We start from the raw sequence: 20,201 nt of genomic DNA on the forward strand, positions 1-20,201 counted from the left end.
CAGTCGATTTCTTCGACGGGTAACCAATGACAGACCTGAAGCATCCTCCGGAAGAGTTAACAAAAGGTGACTTTACGGACGTCAAGAATCCATTCGATCTTTTTTCTGAGTGGCTTGAAGACGCAAAGGCAGCTGAGCTGAACGATCCGAATGCGGTGGCGCTGGCCACCACCGACGACCAGGGCCTGCCAAATGTGCGCATGGTCTTGCTGAAAGATGTCGATGACCGGGGCTTCGTCTTCTACACCAATTTTGAAAGCGCCAAGGGGCGCGAATTGCTGGCCTCCGGCAAGGCGGCCATGTGTTTCCACTGGAAATCCCTGCGCAGGCAGGTCCGGGTCAGAGGTCTGGTCGAGGAGGTCACGCCAGAGGAGGCGGATGCCTATTACCAGTCCCGGCCGCGCGGCAGCCGGATCGGTGCCTGGGCGTCCAAACAGTCCCGGCCGCTGGAAAGCCGCTTTGCGCTGGAAAAGGAAGTGGCGAAATTCACTGCCAAATTCGGCCTGGGCGAGATCCCGCGCCCGTCCCATTGGTCCGGCATGCGCCTGGTACCGACCTCCCTTGAATTCTGGCATGATCGTCCGTTCCGCCTGCATGACCGGATTCTGCTGACGCGGAGTTCTGTTGATGATCCCTGGCGGAAAGAACGCCTCTACCCGTGATTGAATATTTGGGCGTTGCTTATACTTGTCTAGAACAACTGCTGGTTACTAGGTGTTTATGACAAATATTTAACTTTTCGCAGTGCGGTAGGAGGCGTACCTCCTCAGTCACCCCGAAAGCGCGGCTGTGGTTGCCGCGCCGGGGAAGCATGGAGAAACGCATGAAGTTCCGCTTTTTTGCAACTGCGGCCACCGCCATGGTGATCGCTTCCTCCGCCATGGCGGCCAGCACGCCCCATTGGAGTTATGAGGGAACGGAAGGCCCGGCACATTGGGGCGAACTTGCCGATCATTTCGAAGCTTGCGAAGCGGGAGACGAGCAATCGCCGGTCGACCTGACCAACACCGTCAGGGCCGAGGCGGCCGATGTGCAAATGCACTGGAACCCGAAAGCGGATTGGACCGAGGTCAATAACGGGCACAGCATTCAGGACAATTCCAAGGATGGCGGCACCATCACCCTGGATGGCAAAACCTATACGCTCAAGCAGTTCCACTTCCATGCGCCGTCGGAACACGCAATTGACGGCAGGAAATACCCGATGGAAGCCCATTTCGTGCATGTTGCCGACGACGGCACCATTGCGGTCCTGGCTGTCATGGTCGAAGGCGGCGGCGAGAACGAGCTGTTCCAGTCCATCATGGATCATGCCCCGGATCAGGAAGGTGGAAGCTGGAACGTCGGGCAGGCCGACCCGGACCGTCTGATCCCAGCAACAGCACATTTTTACCGCTACCAGGGCTCGCTGACGACGCCGCCCTGTTCGGAAACTGTGGTCTGGACAGTTCTGAAGGAGCCGATCAAAGTGTCAGACGGTGCGATTGCGGAGTTTGAAGCGCTCTACGACCACAATGCCCGGCCCATTCAGGACATTGGCCGCCGGTATATTCTGGAGAAATAGGTCCGCGTCGGGACGGCGGCTGGCCGTGTTGAACGTTGCGCTCGCGGGCGGCCTCCGGGCCGCCTGGTTTTCTACCAGTCACACGCCTGAGCATGTCAGGGCCCGGGGACAGAGGGGCATGATCAACTGCGCTATGTATTAGAGCAGGCGTTTCCAGCGGAAAAACAGGAAGGTTGCCACCACCGAGACCAGCATCATGCCGAGGGAGAACGCAAACCCCTGTTCCCATTTCAGTTCGGGCATGTTGATGAAGTTCATACCGTAGATCGAGGCGATCAGTGTGGGAGGCATGAAGATCAGGCCCAGAACCGTGAAGATCTTGGAAATCTGGTTTTGCTCCAGGGTCACCAGACCCACGGTCGCATCCAGCAGAAAGGACAATTTGTTGTCCATGGCGTCCGCATGTTCCTTGATGGAGCGGATGTCCCGGCCATGGATCTTCAGATCCGAGATCTGCTCCTCGTTCAGAGAGAGCCGTTTGGCCTGCGCGCCCATGAACAGCAGCATCCGTGCCAGGCTTGTGCACACATCATGCATTTTGGCCACCTGGAGGCCCAGTTTGCCAACCCGTTTGATGGCGATCTGGTAGCTGGCGGTCTTGCGCATGTTGAGGCCATCCCCGAAAACCTCCAGGGCCAGGTTGTCATAGCGGCCCGAGGCGGTTTCCATTTCGTCAGCGCAGCGGTCCACAATGGTTTCCATCAGTGCAAACAGGACAGCCGGACCGGTATGGGCAATGGTCGCGTCCGCCTGAACTTTCTTGGACAGGATGGCGATCGATTTCGGGTCTCCGAACCGAACGGTGACAAGGCGTTTCGCGCTGAGGACAAAGGTAACCGAAGACAGGATCGGGTCGGGGGTTCTGGTCGCCATCGGCATTTGCACGGTCATGACGACGGCGCCCGGTTCTACATATAGCCGCTCGGAAGTCTCAATGGAGGCGATCTCCTCCCGGTTTGGAATTTCCGCCCCCATCAGCTTTTCGGCAGCCTGCAGTTCAGCGGAGGTCGGAGCCTCCAGATCAATCCACACGGAAGTGGCCGGAACCGGCATCTCCGGCGTAAGCTCGACCTTTTCAAGGCCTTTGACGGAGGGGCAATAGGCAACGATCATTCGGGACGTCTCCGCTTGGAGGGCAGATGGCAGGGGCAGCATGGGAGGCAGACCCTTCCAGGTAAAGTGGATAGCGGTTTTGCAGCCGCAATTGCAAAGGGAGAGTGCCCCGAAACCTGTCCGTGCTTTTGCGTGAATGGGATCTGTTGGGCCGAACCGGCAAGAGCGGAGATCTTAAACGGCTGCCAATAGAAGAGTGCGGCCGGGGGCTGACTTGCCCGGACGAAAGGATGTGGCAACAGCCAACCATTGACAGGGCCCATCCGCTTTTGGCGGAGCCTGTCAAGTGACACCATGTGCGACTGTTTTGCCCCATGTTTGACACGTCCGCCAGCCTTTCAGCGGCAGTGTGCCCAAGACAAAACAATCCGGCAAGCTCAACAGAACCGGGAATACACTCCTGTTGAGAACAGTGTTTTCAAAGACGCCGACCGGCCCGGCGCTGGCCTTGAAACAAATTGGTCCGCGCGGAAACGGTGCGGATTATTTCTGTTTTTTCGTCGCCGCGCCGACGTTCTTGCACAGGGCAGCGGCGTTGAGGGCGGCAATGCCGACCGGCTTATAGTGATTTTCCAATTTTGCTCCCGCCGGGATCTGCTTGACCGGTTGGGACGATTGTTCAGACATTTTTCCAGGTCCGTGTTGGTTTCAGCCCCCGCTGGCTGTTTCGTTTGAATGCGGAAAGGTGCGGGCCGCGTGCATGTCATTGCCAATTGCGGCGAGGAAAGGGCGATGGGCCTTAAAAACGATACTCTCCGCAATTTGACGCAGTCAGCATGCGCTTCTTTAGCCGTCTCAGCCAGTCACATTTCATAACAACCTGTAACTTTGCGGGTGTGAAATTGAAGTAGTCAACTAAGTATTCGTTAAAGTTTTAGAGCAGGTCGCGTTTGATTGGATTTGTCTGTCACGGACCCGCATCGGCGATTTCGACGCCAAAGAAAAAGTGCTTTGGAACCGGATGAACGTGGCATGTTCTGGCTGCCGACGCTGAAGGACTGGTTTCGTATGTCTTTGACCCGACTCTGGTGAAAAGCCGGGTGCGGCAGGGCTGCTCAGATCAGGTAGGTCTGGTAGGCGCGGGGGGGCCTGCCCTGAAGGGCGCGCGCAAGACCGCACAGACAGCGGGTGAGGCCCAGGGCCAGGGTCAGGCCAAAAAGCGCCAATCCGGCAAAAATCAACGGAGCTGCAAGTGCGACACCGGCCAGAATGGTCAGGCCGCCGACGCATGTGCCGATCACCAGAATGGCGATTGTAGTGCGTACATAAAAATAATGTGCCTGGAGCGCCCGGCCGGCCCGGTCTGCAAACCGGAGCGCAAAAAAAAGGGCGAACGGGAGCAGTGCCGCAGTGAGGACAAGAAGATAGCACAGGACAACGTTTGCAAAACTGGCCCCCAGCAGACCCTCGCGGTCCAGTTCCGCCTGCGGCAAGCAGGGAGCAGGCGGCTGGGGCAGATCTCTGGTCTGCCGCGGCTTTTGCAGCCCGGTCATGGCCACATGTTCCCTATGGACAAGTGGCAGGTCCGGGGAGCGTGGCGCGGGAGGTTGGACGATACTGTCATGAGATCATGTCTGACGTCTGGGGCTTGAATGAGCCTGCCAACAGGCGACTCGCCGGTTGAGCAGCTCAAAGGTAGTATGCGCCAATTGCGTTAGGGAAGTTCAATTTTGACAATTTGACTTTAAACCGAAAAAACAACTCTGGTCTTGCCGGTCGCCGGCACATAGCATGCGCTCCAACGCGGGTCGGGATGAAATGAAGCGTTACGCCGTTTACAAATCTGCTTCTGCGCCAGCAAGCCGGGTTGCCGGGTCGGTCGCGCTGGCCATCGTTGTGATCGCCTTTGTCGCAAAACGCATTGCGGTGATTGATGCGGATGTGTTTGTCCTGTCGCTGTTCTTCGCCGGCATTCTGGCTTTTCTGGCTGTTCTGGCGGCGCTGCTGGCGTTTCACCGCATCTGGTCCCGCGGCGGTCCGGGCGTGCCGTCCGCTCTGGGCGGGCTGGTGCTTGGGGGACTTGCCCTGGGACCGCCCGTTCTTGTGGCGGGAATGTTGATCGCAGCTCCTGCGGACAGGGACCTGTCGACAAACCGGCTTGATCCTCCAGGGCTGGTGGCTGTTTCGGAAACGGCCGAGCAGCCTTTCTTGACCTGGGCCACCGCATGGCTTGCCAAGGATGTCTGGCCGTTTGTGCCGGATGTCTCGGAGGTGCTGCCGCATGGCGGGCTCGCAGAGGCGGGTGGTACGGCCGATATCGTGCCCCGCCGCTACCGGATTGCGCCGGGCCAGTTGCACGTTGCGTGTGCCAAGGCCTTGGACAACCTCAACTGGGCCGTTGTGGACGAGCTGCCACCAGATCTTTTGGACGCGGCAACCCGTCTGCAGGCGCAAGGGGCAACTGCTCTGCTGGGGCTCAAATTCGACATTGCGCTCCGCGTCCGACCGGACAGGCTCGGCGCTTTATTGGATGTGCGGGCTCATTCGGCCACCCCGCTCCGGGAGCTGTCGGGCAATGCGGACCGGATTCGCACAGTGTTTGACGAAATAGACAAGGTGCTGCTGGAAACCTATGGCGATCTAGCCCGCTTGTCGGTGGAAGAAGAGGACAGCGAACGCCTGGAGCCCGATCCTGTTGAGCCTCCTGTCGAAGTCATTCCGCTGCCCGGATTCAAGCCCTATTTTGAGGAAGACGAAGAGCTGCCGCCCGGCGGCCCGGAGGTCAGTGATCTGGCTGGCTGAGCGCGGGGCGGGAGCCTGTGCCTCCCTTTAGGACGCCAGACTGTAGCGGGACGACAGGGAGAGCGGGGCGACAGTGCTGACCAAGGCCCGGTCCACCAGATCTTCCAGATGGGCAAAGACCGACAGGGCGGCGGCCGGATGGAGCGCCGGGTCCACCCCCGCATAAAGCTGGCCGACCAGTTCCGGGATGCTGTGCCCGCCTTTGGACAAGAGGCTGAGGATCGCCGCTTCCCGGCCCAGCCTGTGGTCTTTCAGGTCCTGAACATAGTGTTGGGCATTGTCGATGACGCCGCCATGGCCCGGAAGATACCGTGTTTCGGTTCTCGCCAGAAGCTTGTCAATGGAGGCCATATAGGCGCGCATGGAGCCGTCGGGCGGGGCCACAATCGAGGTTGCCCAGCCCATGACATGGTCGGCGGACAATAGTAGGTCCGCTCCAACAACGGAAAAACACAGGTGATTGGCGGTGTGCCCCGGGGTTTCGATGGCTTCCACCGCCAAAGAATCCGTTGAGAAAATGTCACCGTCCCCGAGTTGCCGGTCGGGCCGATAGTCCTTGTCGCCGCTGGCATCGAGCGGGTTGATTTCATTGTCCTGCAAGGCCCGCGCGGGGTGGTGCGGTCCGCAACCCACAATCGGCGCGCCGGTTTTCTCTTTCAAAAGCCGGGCTGCGGGGGAGTGGTCCATATGGGTGTGACTGACCAGGATGGCATCGACCCCGGCGCCGCCCACTGCCTTGAGGAGGGCCTCCAGATGGGAGGCAAGGGCAGGGCCCGGATCCACGACCATCAGCCGCTCTGTGCCCAGAAGATAGGTGTTGGTGCCGAAAAACGTGAATGGCCCGGGATTCTCCGCCGTCAGACGCCTGACGCCCGGGGCCAGCTCCACGGCCGTGCCATAGGCGGGATCAAAGTCGCGATTGTGTTTCATCAGGCGCCTGCCAAAGAGTGTCGTACGGCCTCTTGAACCGGGCCGGGATCATTCCTGCGACCTTGAGGCAGTTCTGTGCCGAAGGCAACTGCGGGATCACGCGCTTTGGTTGCTGGGGCGCCGTTTGAGGCGCGTGATTGAAATTGCCTGTGTATCAATGCTTGTTCCAGGGCGTCATGCGGCTGACGTTTGAATCAGATAGAGGCAAAATTCGATTTGAATTCGGTGTAAGCTGAAAGCTGGACCGCGCCGGATCAGGCCCCGGGCGGCGCCTTGATGGCTGTGCGCGGGGAGAGGCCTTTTCGAATGTGGTGGAATGACAATGGCAGATGACCTGGAGTGCCGGTACGACGTCCTTCTGGACTGTCCGCGGGACCGGGCGTTTTCAGTGGTGGTTGACCAGCCGCAGATGTGGTGGGTCTCGCCTTTTTCCGGCGCGGCGGCAGAGCCGGTGGAGGCGGGCATTGACCCTTTTGCCGGCGGAAGCTGCTATGAAATGGACGGGGAGGGCCGCCGCCGGACCTGGGGTACGGTGCTGTCGATTGAAGCGCCGCTATATATCCGTCTGGCCTGGCAGGTGTCGCAGGAGGGCGGAGAAGTGGCCGATCCTCTTGCCGCCAGCCGGGTGATGATGAATTTCCGGGAGGCCGGGGACAAGACCCGTTTGGAAATCGTTCATTCGGAGTTTTTGAGACATGGTGAACATGGGGCCGAGTACCTGTCACAAATCCGCCGGCAAGAAGGCTGGCCCGCCCTGATCGCCCGTCTTCAGACCGCTGCCAGGGCTGCGCCTTCGCGCTGATCCACGGGCCTGCAAACGTTTCCCGGAAAATGCTTTTTCTGTCGCTTGGCTGACATGCTTGATGTGCTACTGGAGAAAATCATCCAGCTCCGGCCACGCCGTTTTCGCGCTTGCAAACTAGTAAGGCGTCGAAATAGTGTCGGCGCTTCGCGGCGAAACGTTGCAGGGTCCCAGTCGTCAAGAGTTTCATGTCCTTACCGTCATCTGAAGAGGAAATGTCCGAGCCCCGCCCGCCCGCATCCCCCCTGACGCGGATCGGAGAAGCGCGCTGGATATTGCTGACTGCCCTGTGCGCCGCCATGGTGGCTGTCCTTGCCCATGGCGTGCCCTTCTGGCCGGCCGTCTCCGTTGTGCTGGTCATGACAATTGTCGCCGCCTTTGTGCCGAGGCGGGCAGCTGGCCGGCGGCTGAAACTGACCACCCAGCGCGAAATGCGCCGCATGTGGCCGGGCACTGGCATGAAGGTGACTGTCGATGCCCTGCCGACCCCCTGTTTTGTCGCCGACGGGCGCGGCATCACGCGCTATGTCAACGCCAAGGCCATGGACGTTTATGAGGGGGTGAAGCCCGGCGATCCCTTGTCCTTTTCCCTGCGCGCGCCGTCTTTGCTGGAAGCATTTGACCGGGTTTGCACCACCGGAGGCGCAGAGCGGATCAGCTGGATCGAAAAGGTTCCGACAGAAACCTGGTATGAGGCCCATATCGCGCCGATCTATATGCCCGGGGCCGGCGGACAAGAGCGCGGGCGGGATCTGCCGGATTTCATCCTGGTGGTGATCCAGGACCTGACAGAAAACCGGCGCCTGGAGCGTATGCGGACCGATTTTGTCGCCAATGCCAGCCATGAATTGCGCACCCCGCTGGCGTCCCTGACCGGGTTCATCGAAACCCTTCAAGGGCCGGCCCGCAACGATCCCGAGGCCCAGGACCGGTTCCTGTCCATCATGCTCGATCAGGCCGGGCGCATGCGCAGGCTGATTGACGACATTCTGTCCCTGTCGCGGATCGAGCTGAAAGCCCATGTGCGCCCGTCGACGGTTGTGGACCTCACCGAAATCATCCGCCACACAGCCGACGCGCTGTCGCCGCTGGCCCGGGAGATGGCTGTTGAAATCAAGGTGACCCTGCCCGATGACCCGGTCCGGGTGCGCGGTGACCGGGACGAGTTGATCCAGGTTTCGGAAAACCTGATTGAAAACGCGCTCAAATATGGCAGTTCCGGCAAGGTGGTGGATGTGGGCTTGAGCGCGCTTGCCGACGAGCCGGAGGAGCCGGGCTGGGTGCTGTTTGTCAGGGATTATGGCGAGGGTATCCCGCGCGAGCATTTGCCAAGGTTGACGGAGCGGTTCTACCGGGTCGATGTGGAATCCAGCCGGGCCATGAAGGGAACGGGGCTTGGTCTTGCCATTGTCAAACATATCCTGACCCGTCACCGCGCCCGTCTGGATGTGGAAAGCGAGCCCGGCGAAGGAGCTGTATTCCGGGTCAAGTTTCCAGCCCTGGAAAGTGCGGAAGACAAACGTGGGCAAACCGGTGCCTAAAAAATCTGCAGCCAGTGTCGCAATACTGAAACCGGATGGTGTTAGCAGGTAAAAAAACACAGGGTTTCAGGCGGTTAATTAGTGCGCCGGGAAACCGTTTGGCCTGAAGACAATGTGGTGGTCCGGCATAGGCAAGCCGGCACAAGGAGTGTACCGGTGGCGATGGAAATGACGGTTCGCGCCTTCATGGCGGCTATGCTGCTGCTGATGCCGGGGCAGGCCCTGGCCAGGGACCGTGTTCTGATTGTCGGATCATCCACCGTGTTTCCCTTTGCGACCGCAGTTGCAGAAAAAGTCGGTGATAGCGGACTGAAATTCCCGATTGTCGAATCGACCGGTTCCGGTGCTGGCTTCGCGCTGTTCTGTGCAGGGGCTGGCGACGACACACCGGACATCACCAATGCATCCCGCCGCATGAAAAAATCCGAGTTCGAAACCTGCAAGGCCAATGGGGTCACGCCGGTGGAAGTTGAAATCGGCTATGATGGCATTGTTCTGGCCAATTCTTTGAGCGGCCCGGATTTTTCCGTCACCGTTGAGCAGCTTTATGAAGCTCTGGCGGAGAAGCTGTCCGTGGATGGTATGATCGCAGCCAATCCGAATGTCAGCTGGGCGGATATTGATGCGGCTCTGCCGGACGAGAAAATCGAAGTTCTTGGGCCGCCGCCGACATCCGGCACGCGGGATGCTTTTGAAGAGCTGGTGATGGAGGTTGGTTGTGAGGCCCATGGCGGCATGCCGCAAGAGGGGCTGTGCACCAGGATCCGCAAGGATGGCAGTTTTTTTGAATCAGGCGAAAATGATGATCTGATCGTTGGCGCCCTGGAAGCCAGCCCGGAACGGGTGGGTATTTTCGGCTATTCTTTCCTGGATCAGAATGCCGACCAGATCCGGGGTCTGGGGGTCAACGGCATCAAACCGACCTTCGAAAACATCGCTACGGGGGTCTACCCGGTGTCCCGGCCGCTGTTCTTCTATATCAAGAAAGAGCATGTGGGCCGCATTCCTGGCATTGAAGACTATGTGTCCGCGTTCACCGCCGAAGAGGCCTGGGGAGATGAGGGCTATCTGGCGGACAAGGGGCTGATCCCACTGGCCAGGGAAATTCGTCAGGAGCAGGCGAAAAACGTTCTGGCGCTGACCGAACTGCAATTTTAGCGCAAGCCCCAGTTTATTGGATTTTCCTTTCGCACTCTGACAATCAGAAATGGCGAGGCTAAAGGCAAAGCGATTTGAAGCCATGCGTCCGCGGCGCGCTGCAGGGTTTTTTTATTTGAACCTGATCTGAGTCCTGAAAACGAAGCGGGTGCGCTGTTGAAAGACGTTATGAGAAATCTGGCGGCTTGAAACCAGAGATACCGGGCTGCTTTTGAAACGGATAGGCGTCAAATCCGCAGTGGCAGTCTCGCTGGCGAGTTGGAATGCCGCGCCGCAGAAAATGCTGAGACAATACGGTTGCAAAAAGAAAAAGTATAAATAAGTCAGTATTTTACATTGTCATAAAACAGATAAATAACTGTCATAGAACTCACATCCATGGGGCCTAGGGTCCCGGCATCGCCCGCGCATTCTGGCGCGGGGTGATCATCTACAAACCTTGACATTCAAAGGGAGTGGTCAAGTGAAATTTACGACCCTCGTTAGCGCAACCGCCCTGGCTGTTGCTTCCACTGCATTCGTAGGCACAGCCCAGGCTCGCGACCAGGTTCAGGTTGCCGGTTCTTCCACGGTTCTGCCGTACGCTTCCATCGTTGCCGAAGCTTTTGGCGAAAACACCGACTTCCCGACACCGGTTGTTGAGTCCGGCGGTTCTTCTGCTGGCCTGAAGCGCTTCTGTGAAGGTGTTGGCGAAAACACCATCGACGTTGCAAACGCTTCCCGCAAAATCCGCGAAAAAGAAATCAAGGCATGTGCGGCCAATGGTGTGAAAGACATCATGGAAGTGCGCATCGGCTATGACGGGATCGTTTTCGCGTCTCAAAAAGACGGCCCGGCTTTTGTTGCTTTCACGCCGTCTGACATCTTCAACGCTCTTGGCGCCAAGGTGCTGAAAGACGGCAAGGTTGTCGACAACCCCTACACCAAGTGGTCCGAGTTCAACGCCGACCTTCCGGACGCTGAAATCGACGCCTTCATCCCGGGCACCAAGCACGGCACCCGTGAAGTCTTCGAAGAGAAGGTCCTGGCTGTTGGCTGTGAAGCAACTGGCGCTCTGAAAGCCATGATGGATGCCGGCATGTCCGAAGATGACGCTGAAGATGCTTGCATCGCAGTGCGTAAAGACGGCAAGTCCGTGGACATCGACGGCGACTACACCGAAACCCTGGCCCGTATCGACACCAACCCGAACGGCATCGGCGTTTTCGGTCTGGCGTTCTACGAGAACAACACCGACAAGCTGAAAGTCGCAACGATGGATGGGATCGCTCCGTCCACCGAGACCATCGCTTCCGGTGAATATCCGGTTTCCCGTCCGCTCTTCTTCTACGTCAAGAAGGCACATATCGGCGTGATCCCGGGCCTGAAAGAATACGCTCAGTTCTTCGTTTCTGACGAAATCGCTGGCCCGGACGGTCCTCTGGCTCAGTACGGCCTCGTTTCCGACCCGGAACTGGCTGCGACTCAGGCTGCTGTTGCTGCTGAAGAAACCATGAAGTAATCAGCCGTCCGGCTGATTGTGAGGGGCGGCCGTGATCGCCGCCCCTTTTTCTTTTTGTACTTTCTAAAAATTCCGGGGGAGCAAATGCCTTTGTTCTGGCTCATCTTGACCGTGCTCATCATCGCTGCGGTGGGGTACGTTCTTGGGCGGTCGCGGGCCCTGTCCAGTGCCGGGGGAGAGCTGTCGGCTCTGCATTCCCTACCGTCCTACTACGGCACGAACGTCGCGATGAAGGCTGCCGTTCCCGCCTTGTTGCTCCTTGTCGCCTGGCTGCTCGTGCAGCCGATCTACGTGAACAGCTCCATTTCCGGCATGATCCCGGAAAGCGCCATTCAGGAAGGCTCGTCCCGGGGTCTGGTGCTGGCTGAGGTCCGCCGGACCGCGCGCGGCCTCGACAATGCGGTCGCGATTGGCGCCATGGATGAAGACTTCGCGCGCAATGCCCGCGCCGACTTCACTGACGTCACCACCCGCCTCAAGGATGCGGGCCAGATTGTGACCTCCCAGGTCACCCAGCCGGTTCTGCGCGCCGCGCAAAGTTTCCGCGTGATGAACGCCACCGGCAATCTGATGATGACTGTTGCCATTCTATTGGTCTCCCTGGCCGGGGCAGCCTTTGGCCTGCGCGAGACCAATGCTGACTTCCGGGCGCGAAATGTGGTCGAGCAGGGTATCAAGGCACTGCTGATTGCAGCGGCCTCGATAGCCATCCTGACCACGATCGGCATCGTGTTGTCGCTGGTGTTCAACACCGCCGAGTTCTTTCGTCTTTATCCGGCCACGGACTTCTTCTTCGGCACGACCTGGTCGCCAAGCTTCTCCGGCCGGGGCAGCTCGTCTGAGTTGGGCATCGTGCCGCTGCTCTGGGGCACGTTCTACATCTCGCTGGTTGCCCTTGTGGTGGCAGTGCCGATCGGCCTCTTCGCCGCCGTCTATCTGTCGGAATATGCCGGTCCGAAAGTTCGGGCCGTTGCCAAGCCTCTTCTGGAGGTTCTGGCGGGTATCCCGACCATTGTGTACGGTCTCTTCGCCCTTCTGACCGTCGGGCCGCTGCTGATGTCCATCTTCGGGGAAAACGGCCTTGGCATCATGCAGGCCGGGACCGCCGTCATGACGGCCGGTCTGGTCATGGGCATCATGCTCATTCCCTTTGTCAGCTCGCTGTCCGATGACATCATCAACGCGGTGCCCCAGGCCATGCGGGACGGGTCCTACGGTCTGGGCGCGACCAAGTCGGAAACCGTGCGCCAGGTGATCCTGCCTGCCGCGCTTCCGGGCATTGTCGGCGCCATCCTGCTGGCAGCGTCGCGCGCCATCGGTGAAACCATGATTGTGGTGCTCGGGGCAGGGGCAGCCGCACGGCTCAGCCTGAACCCGTTCGAAGCCATGACAACGGTGACTGCCAAAATCGTCAGCCAGCTGACCGGGGATGCGGATTTTGCTTCGCCCGTTGCGCTTGTTGCCTTTGCGTTGGGCATGACGCTGTTCGTGATTACGCTTGGTCTTAATATTGTCGCGCTTTACATCGTGCGCAAATACCGGGAGCAGTATGACTGATGACCGATACAACTCTTCCTCCCGAAGCGGGCGAAACCACTTCGGCCGCGCCGCGCCAGCCCAAGTCGCTTTATGCGCTGGATGATCTTACTCGCAAGCGCAATGCAGCGGAAAAACGGTTCCAGGCCTACGGTATTGCCGCCATCGTGATCGGGCTGTTCTTCCTGGTGGTTCTGGCCTTTGCCATCATCTCCCAGGGCATTCCGGCCTTCTCGCGCACGGTTGTTGAAGTGAAGTTTACCGTGACGCAGGAGCAGTATGAAGCAGCGGAAAAGCAGCTCTTCAAGACGAAAGCCTATGAGCAACTTTTCCTGAACGCCCTGACCGCCCAGCTGAAGGACAGTGGCATCGAAGCAGCGGTTGAACCGGCAGCCATCGGCCGCATTGTCGGCAAGCCGGGCAATACAATCCGTTCCTTTTACCGGGAAAATGAAGACAAGCTCGGCGAGCCAGTCGACTTCAAGCTGGCCGCTTCGTCCCGGGTGGATGGCTATATCAATGGCCGGATCACGCGCGACAACATGACCGACAGCCGGTTCCTGAAGTCGTCGGATCTGGACATTGTTGACCATCTGGTCGATGCGGGCGTCCTCAAGAGCGTCTTCAACTGGCAGTTCGTGACCGGTGCGGATGCCGGGGTGGACAATCCGGGTGCTGCTGGCATTGGGGCGTCCGTGGTCGGTTCCTTCTTTATGATGCTGGTCGTGCTGTTCCTGTCCCTGCCCATCGGCGTTGCCGCCTCCATCTATCTGGAAGAGTTTGCACCGCAGAACCGGTTCACCGATCTGATCGAGGTGAATATTTCCAACCTGGCTGCCGTGCCGTCCATCGTGTTCGGCATTCTGGGCCTGGCCGTGTTCATCCAGTTCATGCATCTGCCGCAATCGGCCCCGCTGGTCGGTGGGCTGGTGCTGACGCTGATGACCCTGCCGACCATCATCATCTCCACACGGGCGTCCTTGAAAGCGGTGCCGCCGAGCATCCGGGATGCGGCGCTGGGCGTCGGAGCGTCCAAGATGCAGGCCATCTTCCACCATGTGCTGCCACTGGCCATGCCGGGCATTTTGACCGGCACCATCATTGGTCTGGCCCAGGCTCTTGGGGAGACCGCGCCGCTGCTGCTGATCGGGATGGTCGGCTTTGTGGCCCGTGGGTATCCGGACGGGCTCGTCTCCGGCTTCATGGACCCGAACTCCGCCATGCCGGCCCAGATCTACACCTGGGCGGCCCGGGCCGACTATGCCTTTTACGAGAAGGCCTGGGGCGGGATTATTGTGCTCCTGATTTTCCTTCTTTCCATGAACATTCTCGCAATCATCCTGCGCCGCAGGTTTGAGCGCCGCTGGTAAGGATTGATCCGATGAACGAGATGCCGACGATTGAACAGGCGAAAGAGATGACCGACAGCAAGATTTCCGCCAACAAGGTCCAGGTCTATTACGGCGACACCCATGCCATCAAAGACGTGGATATTGAAATCCAGCCGCGTTCCGTTACGGCCTTCATTGGCCCGTCCGGCTGTGGCAAGTCGACCTTCCTGCGCACCTTGAATCGCATGAACGACACCATAGATATCTGTCGTGTCGAAGGCTCCATCAAGATTGACGGCGAAGACATTTACGATCCGAAGGTCGATCCGGTGCAGCTGCGGGCCAAGGTGGGCATGGTGTTCCAGAAGCCGAACCCGTTCCCGAAGTCGATTTACGACAATATTGCCTATGGTCCGCGGATCCACGGCCTGTCCCGCAACAAGGCGGAACTGGACGATATCGTGGCCTCGAGCCTTCAGAAGGCCGGCCTTTGGGAAGAAGTCAAGAACCGGCTGGATGAGCCGGGAACAGGCATGTCCGGCGGACAGCAGCAGCGTCTGTGCATTGCGCGCGCAATTGCCGTCAGCCCGGAAGTGATCCTGATGGATGAACCATGTTCGGCACTTGATCCCATTGCTACGGCAAAGGTTGAGGAACTGATCGACGAGCTGCGCGAAAACTACACGATCGTGATCGTGACCCACTCCATGCAGCAGGCGGCCCGTGTCTCTCAGCGCACCGCGTTTTTCCACCTGGGAATTCTGGTTGAGGAAGGTCAGACAGAAGACATCTTTACCAACCCACAGGACAAACGCACGCAGGATTACATCACCGGACGCTTTGGCTAAGCGTATTTGCGAAATCTGAAGGGGACACAGGATGTCTGAACATACAGTCTCGGCTTATGACGAGGAACTGACTGCCATGGCCGGCAAAGTCGCCGAGATGGGCGGCCTTGCAGAACGGGCGTTCGCGGATGCGGTGCATGCGCTGGTCAACCAGGATCTTGATCTGGCCAAGGCTACCATTTCCGGCGATGAACGCCTGGATGGGTTGCATCAGGACGTGGAGATGAAGCTGATCGAGATGATCGCCCGCCGCCAGCCCATGGGGCAGGACCTGCGCGAGATCACTGCCGCCAGCCGCATCGCCAATGACCTGGAGCGGGTGGGCGACCTGGCCAAGAACGTGGCCAAGCGTGTGATTGCCATCGATAGCAATCTCCAGTCCAAAAAGCTGGCCATCGGGGTCGAGCACATGACCGAGCTGGCCCTGTCCCAGCTCAAGCAGGTGCTTGACGCCTATACGCGGCGCGATGCCGAGGCGGCGCGCCGGGTGCAGGAAGGGGACGCGGAAGTCGACGCGATCTATACTTCCCTTTTCCGGGAATTGCTCACCTACATGATGGAAGACCCGCGGGTGATCACCCAATGTGTCCATTTGCTGTTCTGCGCCAAGAACATCGAGCGGATCGGGGATCACGCGACCAATATTGCGGAGAATGTCTTCTTCATGGTCACAGGCGAGCGTCTGCCGGAAGAGCGGGAAAAGCTCGACGAAACGACCAGCGCATAAACCTCTGCAAAAAACAGTGCGCAATTTCCGGCCGGCGCCTGGGCGCCGGCCGCCTAGACGGAGCAAGAACGAATGCCGAAGGTCCTCATCGTTGAAGACGAAGAACCGCTCAGCCTTCTCTTGAGATACAATCTGGAAGCGGAAGGATATCAGGTGGATTCCTGTGTCCGGGGCGATGAGGCGGAAATCCGCCTGCGGGAAAGCCTGCCGGATCTGCTGCTTCTGGACTGGATGCTGCCGGGCCTGTCCGGCATTGAACTGTGCCGCCGCCTACGCACCCGCGAGGACACCGAGCGCCTGCCGGTTATCATGCTGACGGCGCGGGGCGAGGAAGCGGAGCGGATCCGCGGCCTGTCGACCGGGGCAGATGACTATGTGGTCAAGCCGTTCTCCGTGCCGGAGCTGATGGCGCGGGTCCGTGCGATCCTGCGCCGGGCCAGCCCGGAAGTGGTCTCCACGATGTTGCGTTCCGGCGATATTGAACTGGACCGGGAAACCCACCGGGTCCGGCGCAATACCAAGGAAATCCACCTGGGCCCGACCGAGTTCCGCCTGCTGGAGTTCCTGATGACGTCGCCTGGGCGGGTGTTTTCCCGCGAGCAGCTTCTGGACGGTGTCTGGGGTCATGATGTCTATGTGGACGAGCGCACGGTTGATGTGCATGTGGGCCGTCTGCGCAAAGCCCTCAACAGGGGCAAGGCCAAGGACCCGATCCGCACGGTCCGCGGCGCGGGCTACGCCTTCAACGATCAGTTTTCAGCCGTCGGCTGATATCAACCTCACCAAACAGGACCCTATTCGACCGTGACATGAGAGCGTTCCGCAAGGAACGGGTCACAGGGTGATGTGCGGCTTCGTCCAAGACGCGCGACACGGCGGAACGCTCTCGTGTCGTAGCTTAAGGTGGCTCCTACCAACCTCAATAGATAGGAACCGATCTGACCGTGTTTGGGGACTGTTCGTCAAGGAGCAGGTTGCAGGGCGATATGGTTTATCGTTCAAAACTTGGGACGCAGCTGAACAGTCCTCAAACGCGGCCTCGGTGGCCTGCTCCGGCCCGCCGGACTGCGTTGCGCCGCTTGAACGGCCAACCAGGCCGTCCTGCGTGCCTCTCCTTGCCGGTGAACTTGCCCCCTCCAATAGGGACCTTTTGGGTGAGGTTGGCATGGGGCCTGGTAGGTGCTGGAAAATAAAAGCACGCTTCAAACTGAAAAGCCCGCCAAAATAGCGGGCTTTTCTCGTTTGAAAGAAGGTGGGGCGTCAGCCGGCCTTCGCAATCACTTTGCGGTCGCGGCGGCGGTCGGCGACCGGCTGGTAGGCGATCTTGCAGTGATGGGTGCAATAGGGAACACCGGCTTCGGACTGGCGGCCGCAGAAGTAGAAGTCGTCCGTCGCCGGGTCGCCGATCGGCCATTTGCAGGTGCGCTCGGTCAGCGTCAGGATCGTGGCACGCTGGGAAATCGGCACCACCAGTTCGGCCACCGGCTCTGGCTTGATCTCTGCAACGGGCGCAGGGGCTGTATCCGCCTTGAGCGCCGTCGCCCCAATTGTTTGCGGCGGCTGCTGGGCCGGCTTCTTCGGAGCTGAGCTGGTGTTGGTGTTGCTGGCGGTTGCAGAGCGCGGCCGACGGGGCTTGGTGCTTGCGCTTGAGGTCTTTGCCCGCCCGGACAGGCCAAGCCGGTGAACCTTGCCGATCACGGCATTCCGGGTGACGCCTCCAAGCTCGCCAGCGATCTGGCTTGCGCTCAAGCCGTCACCCCAAAGTTTCTTGAGGAGTTCAACCCGTTCGTTTGTCCAACTCATTGCCCGCACCTTTTATTGCGGCCTCTGCGGCCATTAACCCCGTATTAAGCATGCTGGTGCATGCCTAAGTGTGGCATATCTAGTATCTTCGAGTGATTTGCCTTACGAGATGTCGTGTCTGATTGGTCACAGATTACAATAACGTTAATTTGTGAGGCAACCATTGGGCCCAAACCAGTTGGGGATGAAGGGACTTTTCCCCAAGTATGGCGAGGGTATTGAGAATTTTACGAATTCTGTTCCGGTGACTCTACGTATGCGGCCTGGCCGCAGGCCCATTGACAGATAATGGGGCGGCCAGTGTATAACGGAACCGCAACGTGCCGCCTCTCAGGGGCGGCACGTTGCGTTTTGGCCTTGTGCAGGTCTGACGGTGTGCGCGTGCACCGCAGCCAGCCTGCCGGAGCTGAAATCCCTGAAAACCGCCAGTCCCTGCCACACTCGACAGCGCGGGGACGGCCATGGAGTTGAATGAGGTTATGTCCGCGACCGCACTGTTTGGGAATTACGCAAGATCATCCCTGAGCTTTGATCACGGGGAAGGTGTCTGGCTGGTGACCAAGGACGGCCGACGATACCTCGATTGCGGGTCCGGCATCGCTGTGAATTCCTGCGGCCACAGTCACCCGCATCTGGTCAAGGCGCTTCAGGAACAGGCGGCGAAGCTCTGGCACATTTCCAACCTGCACCAGATGCCCGAGGGGGAACGGCTGGCGCAGCGGCTGGCGGATGCCTCCTTTGCCGACAAGGTGCTGTTCGTGAATTCCGGGGCCGAAGCCATGGAAGCGGCGATCAAATGCGCCCGCCGCCATCAATATGACAAGGGCCATCCGGAACGGTTTCACATTGTCACCTTTGAAGGGGCTTTCCACGGCCGTACCATCGCGACGATCGCCGCCGGGGGGCAGGAGAAATACCTGGAAGGCTTTGGCCCCAAGGCGCCCGGTTTCGACCAGGTGCCGGCGGGCGATCTGGATGCGCTCAAGGCGGTCATAGGCCCCCAGACAGCGGCCATCGCGATTGAACCGGTTCAGGGCGAGGGCGGTATCCGGGAAATCCAGCCGGACTTTCTGCGCGCCCTGCGCAAACTGTGTGACGACAACGGCCTGCTGCTCATTTTCGATGAGATCCAGACCGGCATCGGCCGGACGGGCAAGCTGTTTGCCCATGAATGGACCGGTGTCAGCCCGGACCTGATGGCGATTGCCAAGGGGATCGGCGGCGGTTTTCCCATGGGCGCGTGCCTGGCGACGCAAGAGGCTGCCGGCGCGCTCGGGCCTGGCACTCACGGCACCACATTTGGTGGCAATCCGCTCGCCATGGCTGTTGGCAATGCGGTGCTCGACATCATTCTTGAAGAGGGCTTTCTGGGCGAGGTTCAACGCAAGGGCCTGAACTTCAAGCAGAAGCTTGCCGGTCTGGTGGACGGCCATCCGGATGTGCTGGCGGAAGTGCGCGGCAGCGGACTGATGCTAGGTCTCAGATGCGTGGTGCCCGTGGGCGAATTTTCGGCTGCGGCCCGGGAGGCCGGGCTCCTGGCCGTTCCGGCCGGTGACAATGTCCTGCGGCTTCTGCCGCCGCTGACAATGAGCGAAGACGAAATTGCGATCGCGCTGGAGCGTCTGGAACAGGCGGCGCAGGCGGTTGAGGCGAACTTGGTGGAAGGAGCGGCCGGATGACCGCACATGCAGCTTACCGGAATTTTCTCGACCTGACGGACCTTGAGGGCGACGAACTGCGCGCCATTCTGGAAACCGCAAAGACCATCAAGGCAAACCGCAATGGTGTGCGCCCGGGTGAGGGGCCGCTGGCCGGCAAGGTACTGGCCATGATTTTCGAGCAGCCTTCCACCCGGACCCGCATTTCCTTTGATGTGGGCATGCGCGAACTCGGCGGCGAAACCCTGATGCTGACCGGCGCGGAAATGCAGCTTGGCCGGGGTGAGACCATTGCCGACACGGCCCGGGTTCTGTCCCGGTTCGTCGATGCAATCATGATCCGTATTCTCAGCCATGAGGATCTGACGGAGCTGGCCGAATATGCCACGGTTCCCGTGATCAATGGCCTGACCAAAGTGTCCCACCCGTGCCAGATCATGGCGGATCTGATGACGTTTGAGGAACACCGCGGGCCGATCACCGGCAAGAGTGTGGCATGGACCGGCGACAGCAACAATGTTCTGGCCTCCTGGGTGCATGCCGCGCCGCGGTTTGATTTCGAACTGCGCATTGCCACACCGGCCGAGCTGGCACCACCCCAGGACCTGATCGACGCCGCGCGCGCCAAGGGTGGTTCCATTCTTGTGACCACAGACCCATATGAGGCCGTAAAGGGAACCGACTGTGTCGTGACCGATTGCTGGGTCTCCATGGGCGATGATGACAGCGAGAGCCGTCACAATCTTCTCAGCGCCTATCAGGTCAACGAAAAGCTGATGGAAGAAGCCAACGCCCGGGCAGTGTTCATGCACTGCCTGCCGGCGCATCGCGGCGAAGAAGTCACAGCCGAGGTTATGGACGGTCCCAATTCCGTGGTGTTTGATGAAGCTGAAAACCGGCTCCATGCCCAGAAAGGCGTTCTGGCCTGGTGTTTCGGCAAAGGATAA

Annotated in this window: 19 protein-coding genes; 14 read left to right on the forward strand and 5 right to left on the reverse strand. The window is 59.5% G+C overall.

Annotated features, from left to right (window positions below; all coding sequences use genetic code 11):
- The first annotated feature begins 26 nt into the window (after positions 1-26).
- Both pdxH and ACXAIC_RS18925 read left to right on the forward strand, forming a co-directional pair.
- Complete coding sequence (gene pdxH / locus ACXAIC_RS18920; protein WP_475183801.1) at positions 27-662, forward strand: pyridoxamine 5'-phosphate oxidase; 636 nt, start codon at positions 27-29, stop codon at positions 660-662.
- Between the two features lie 161 nt (positions 663-823).
- Positions 824-1,564 (forward strand): carbonic anhydrase, encoded by a 741-nt coding sequence (locus ACXAIC_RS18925; protein WP_475183804.1) that lies wholly within the window; start codon positions 824-826, stop codon positions 1,562-1,564.
- A 138-nt stretch (positions 1,565-1,702) separates the two neighbouring features.
- On the opposite strand, the gene ACXAIC_RS18930 is transcribed toward ACXAIC_RS18925, so the two are convergent.
- From ACXAIC_RS18930 to ACXAIC_RS18940, 3 genes are all read right to left on the reverse strand, one after another.
- The gene (locus tag ACXAIC_RS18930; protein WP_475183806.1) at positions 1,703-2,677 is read right to left on the reverse strand and encodes a magnesium transporter CorA family protein; all 975 of its coding nucleotides are present in this window, start codon (positions 2,675-2,677) and stop codon (positions 1,703-1,705) included.
- A gap of 483 nt (positions 2,678-3,160) precedes the next feature.
- Entirely contained in the window at positions 3,161-3,304 is a 144-nt protein-coding gene (locus tag ACXAIC_RS18935; protein WP_475183809.1) for a hypothetical protein, read from the reverse strand.
- A gap of 428 nt (positions 3,305-3,732) precedes the next feature.
- Entirely contained in the window at positions 3,733-4,170 is a 438-nt protein-coding gene (locus ACXAIC_RS18940; protein WP_475183811.1) for a hypothetical protein, read from the reverse strand.
- Positions 4,171-4,435: 265 nt separating this feature from the next.
- On the opposite strand from ACXAIC_RS18940, the gene ACXAIC_RS18945 reads away from it, so the two are divergent.
- Positions 4,436-5,419, forward strand: coding sequence for a DUF1499 domain-containing protein (locus ACXAIC_RS18945; protein ID WP_475183813.1), 984 nt, complete (start codon positions 4,436-4,438; stop codon positions 5,417-5,419).
- 27 nt (positions 5,420-5,446) lie between these two features.
- Here the strand turns inward: ACXAIC_RS18945 and ACXAIC_RS18950 are convergent, their stop codons facing one another.
- A complete protein-coding gene (locus ACXAIC_RS18950) occupies positions 5,447-6,349 on the reverse strand; it encodes an MBL fold metallo-hydrolase (protein WP_475183815.1) in 903 nt (300 codons plus the stop codon).
- A gap of 322 nt (positions 6,350-6,671) precedes the next feature.
- On the opposite strand from ACXAIC_RS18950, the gene ACXAIC_RS18955 reads away from it, so the two are divergent.
- The 9 genes from ACXAIC_RS18955 (at position 6,672) to phoB (ending at position 16,564) form a co-directional block, all read left to right on the forward strand.
- On the forward strand, positions 6,672-7,151 hold the full coding sequence (locus ACXAIC_RS18955) for an SRPBCC domain-containing protein (protein WP_475183818.1): 480 nt from the start codon (positions 6,672-6,674) through the stop codon (positions 7,149-7,151).
- A gap of 215 nt (positions 7,152-7,366) precedes the next feature.
- The gene (locus ACXAIC_RS18960) at positions 7,367-8,692 is read left to right on the forward strand and encodes an ATP-binding protein (RefSeq protein WP_475183820.1); all 1,326 of its coding nucleotides are present in this window, start codon (positions 7,367-7,369) and stop codon (positions 8,690-8,692) included.
- A 162-nt stretch (positions 8,693-8,854) separates the two neighbouring features.
- The gene (locus ACXAIC_RS18965; protein WP_475183899.1) at positions 8,855-9,850 is read left to right on the forward strand and encodes a substrate-binding domain-containing protein; all 996 of its coding nucleotides are present in this window, start codon (positions 8,855-8,857) and stop codon (positions 9,848-9,850) included.
- Positions 9,851-10,313: 463 nt separating this feature from the next.
- Positions 10,314-11,351, forward strand: coding sequence for a substrate-binding domain-containing protein (locus ACXAIC_RS18970; RefSeq protein ID WP_475183823.1), 1,038 nt, complete (start codon positions 10,314-10,316; stop codon positions 11,349-11,351).
- 84 nt (positions 11,352-11,435) lie between these two features.
- Positions 11,436-12,908: a phosphate ABC transporter permease subunit PstC gene (gene pstC, locus ACXAIC_RS18975; RefSeq protein WP_475183827.1), complete on the forward strand. Its 1,473-nt coding sequence runs from the start codon at positions 11,436-11,438 to the stop codon at positions 12,906-12,908.
- Positions 12,908-14,257 (forward strand): phosphate ABC transporter permease PstA, encoded by a 1,350-nt coding sequence (gene pstA / locus ACXAIC_RS18980; protein ID WP_475183830.1) that lies wholly within the window; start codon positions 12,908-12,910, stop codon positions 14,255-14,257. Before pstC ends, pstA begins: the two co-directional genes overlap by 1 nt.
- Before the next feature lie 11 nt (positions 14,258-14,268).
- Positions 14,269-15,066, forward strand: coding sequence for a phosphate ABC transporter ATP-binding protein PstB (gene pstB / locus ACXAIC_RS18985; protein WP_475183833.1), 798 nt, complete (start codon positions 14,269-14,271; stop codon positions 15,064-15,066).
- A 31-nt stretch (positions 15,067-15,097) separates the two neighbouring features.
- On the forward strand, positions 15,098-15,793 hold the full coding sequence (phoU, locus tag ACXAIC_RS18990) for a phosphate signaling complex protein PhoU (protein WP_475183837.1): 696 nt from the start codon (positions 15,098-15,100) through the stop codon (positions 15,791-15,793).
- 72 nt (positions 15,794-15,865) lie between these two features.
- Positions 15,866-16,564: a phosphate regulon transcriptional regulator PhoB gene (gene phoB / locus ACXAIC_RS18995; RefSeq protein ID WP_475183842.1), complete on the forward strand. Its 699-nt coding sequence runs from the start codon at positions 15,866-15,868 to the stop codon at positions 16,562-16,564.
- Between the two features lie 489 nt (positions 16,565-17,053).
- Here phoB and ACXAIC_RS19000 read toward each other — a convergent pair whose 3' ends face one another.
- On the reverse strand, positions 17,054-17,596 hold the full coding sequence (locus ACXAIC_RS19000) for a GcrA family cell cycle regulator (protein ID WP_475183846.1): 543 nt from the start codon (positions 17,594-17,596) through the stop codon (positions 17,054-17,056).
- Positions 17,597-18,075: 479 nt separating this feature from the next.
- On the opposite strand from ACXAIC_RS19000, the gene ACXAIC_RS19005 reads away from it, so the two are divergent.
- Both ACXAIC_RS19005 and argF read left to right on the forward strand, forming a co-directional pair.
- The gene (locus ACXAIC_RS19005) at positions 18,076-19,275 is read left to right on the forward strand and encodes an acetylornithine transaminase (RefSeq protein WP_475183850.1); all 1,200 of its coding nucleotides are present in this window, start codon (positions 18,076-18,078) and stop codon (positions 19,273-19,275) included.
- A complete protein-coding gene (gene argF / locus ACXAIC_RS19010; protein ID WP_475183854.1) occupies positions 19,272-20,201 on the forward strand; it encodes an ornithine carbamoyltransferase in 930 nt (309 codons plus the stop codon). Before ACXAIC_RS19005 ends, argF begins: the two co-directional genes overlap by 4 nt.

The organism is Roseibium sp. AWQ4_254 (genome assembly GCF_056161025.1).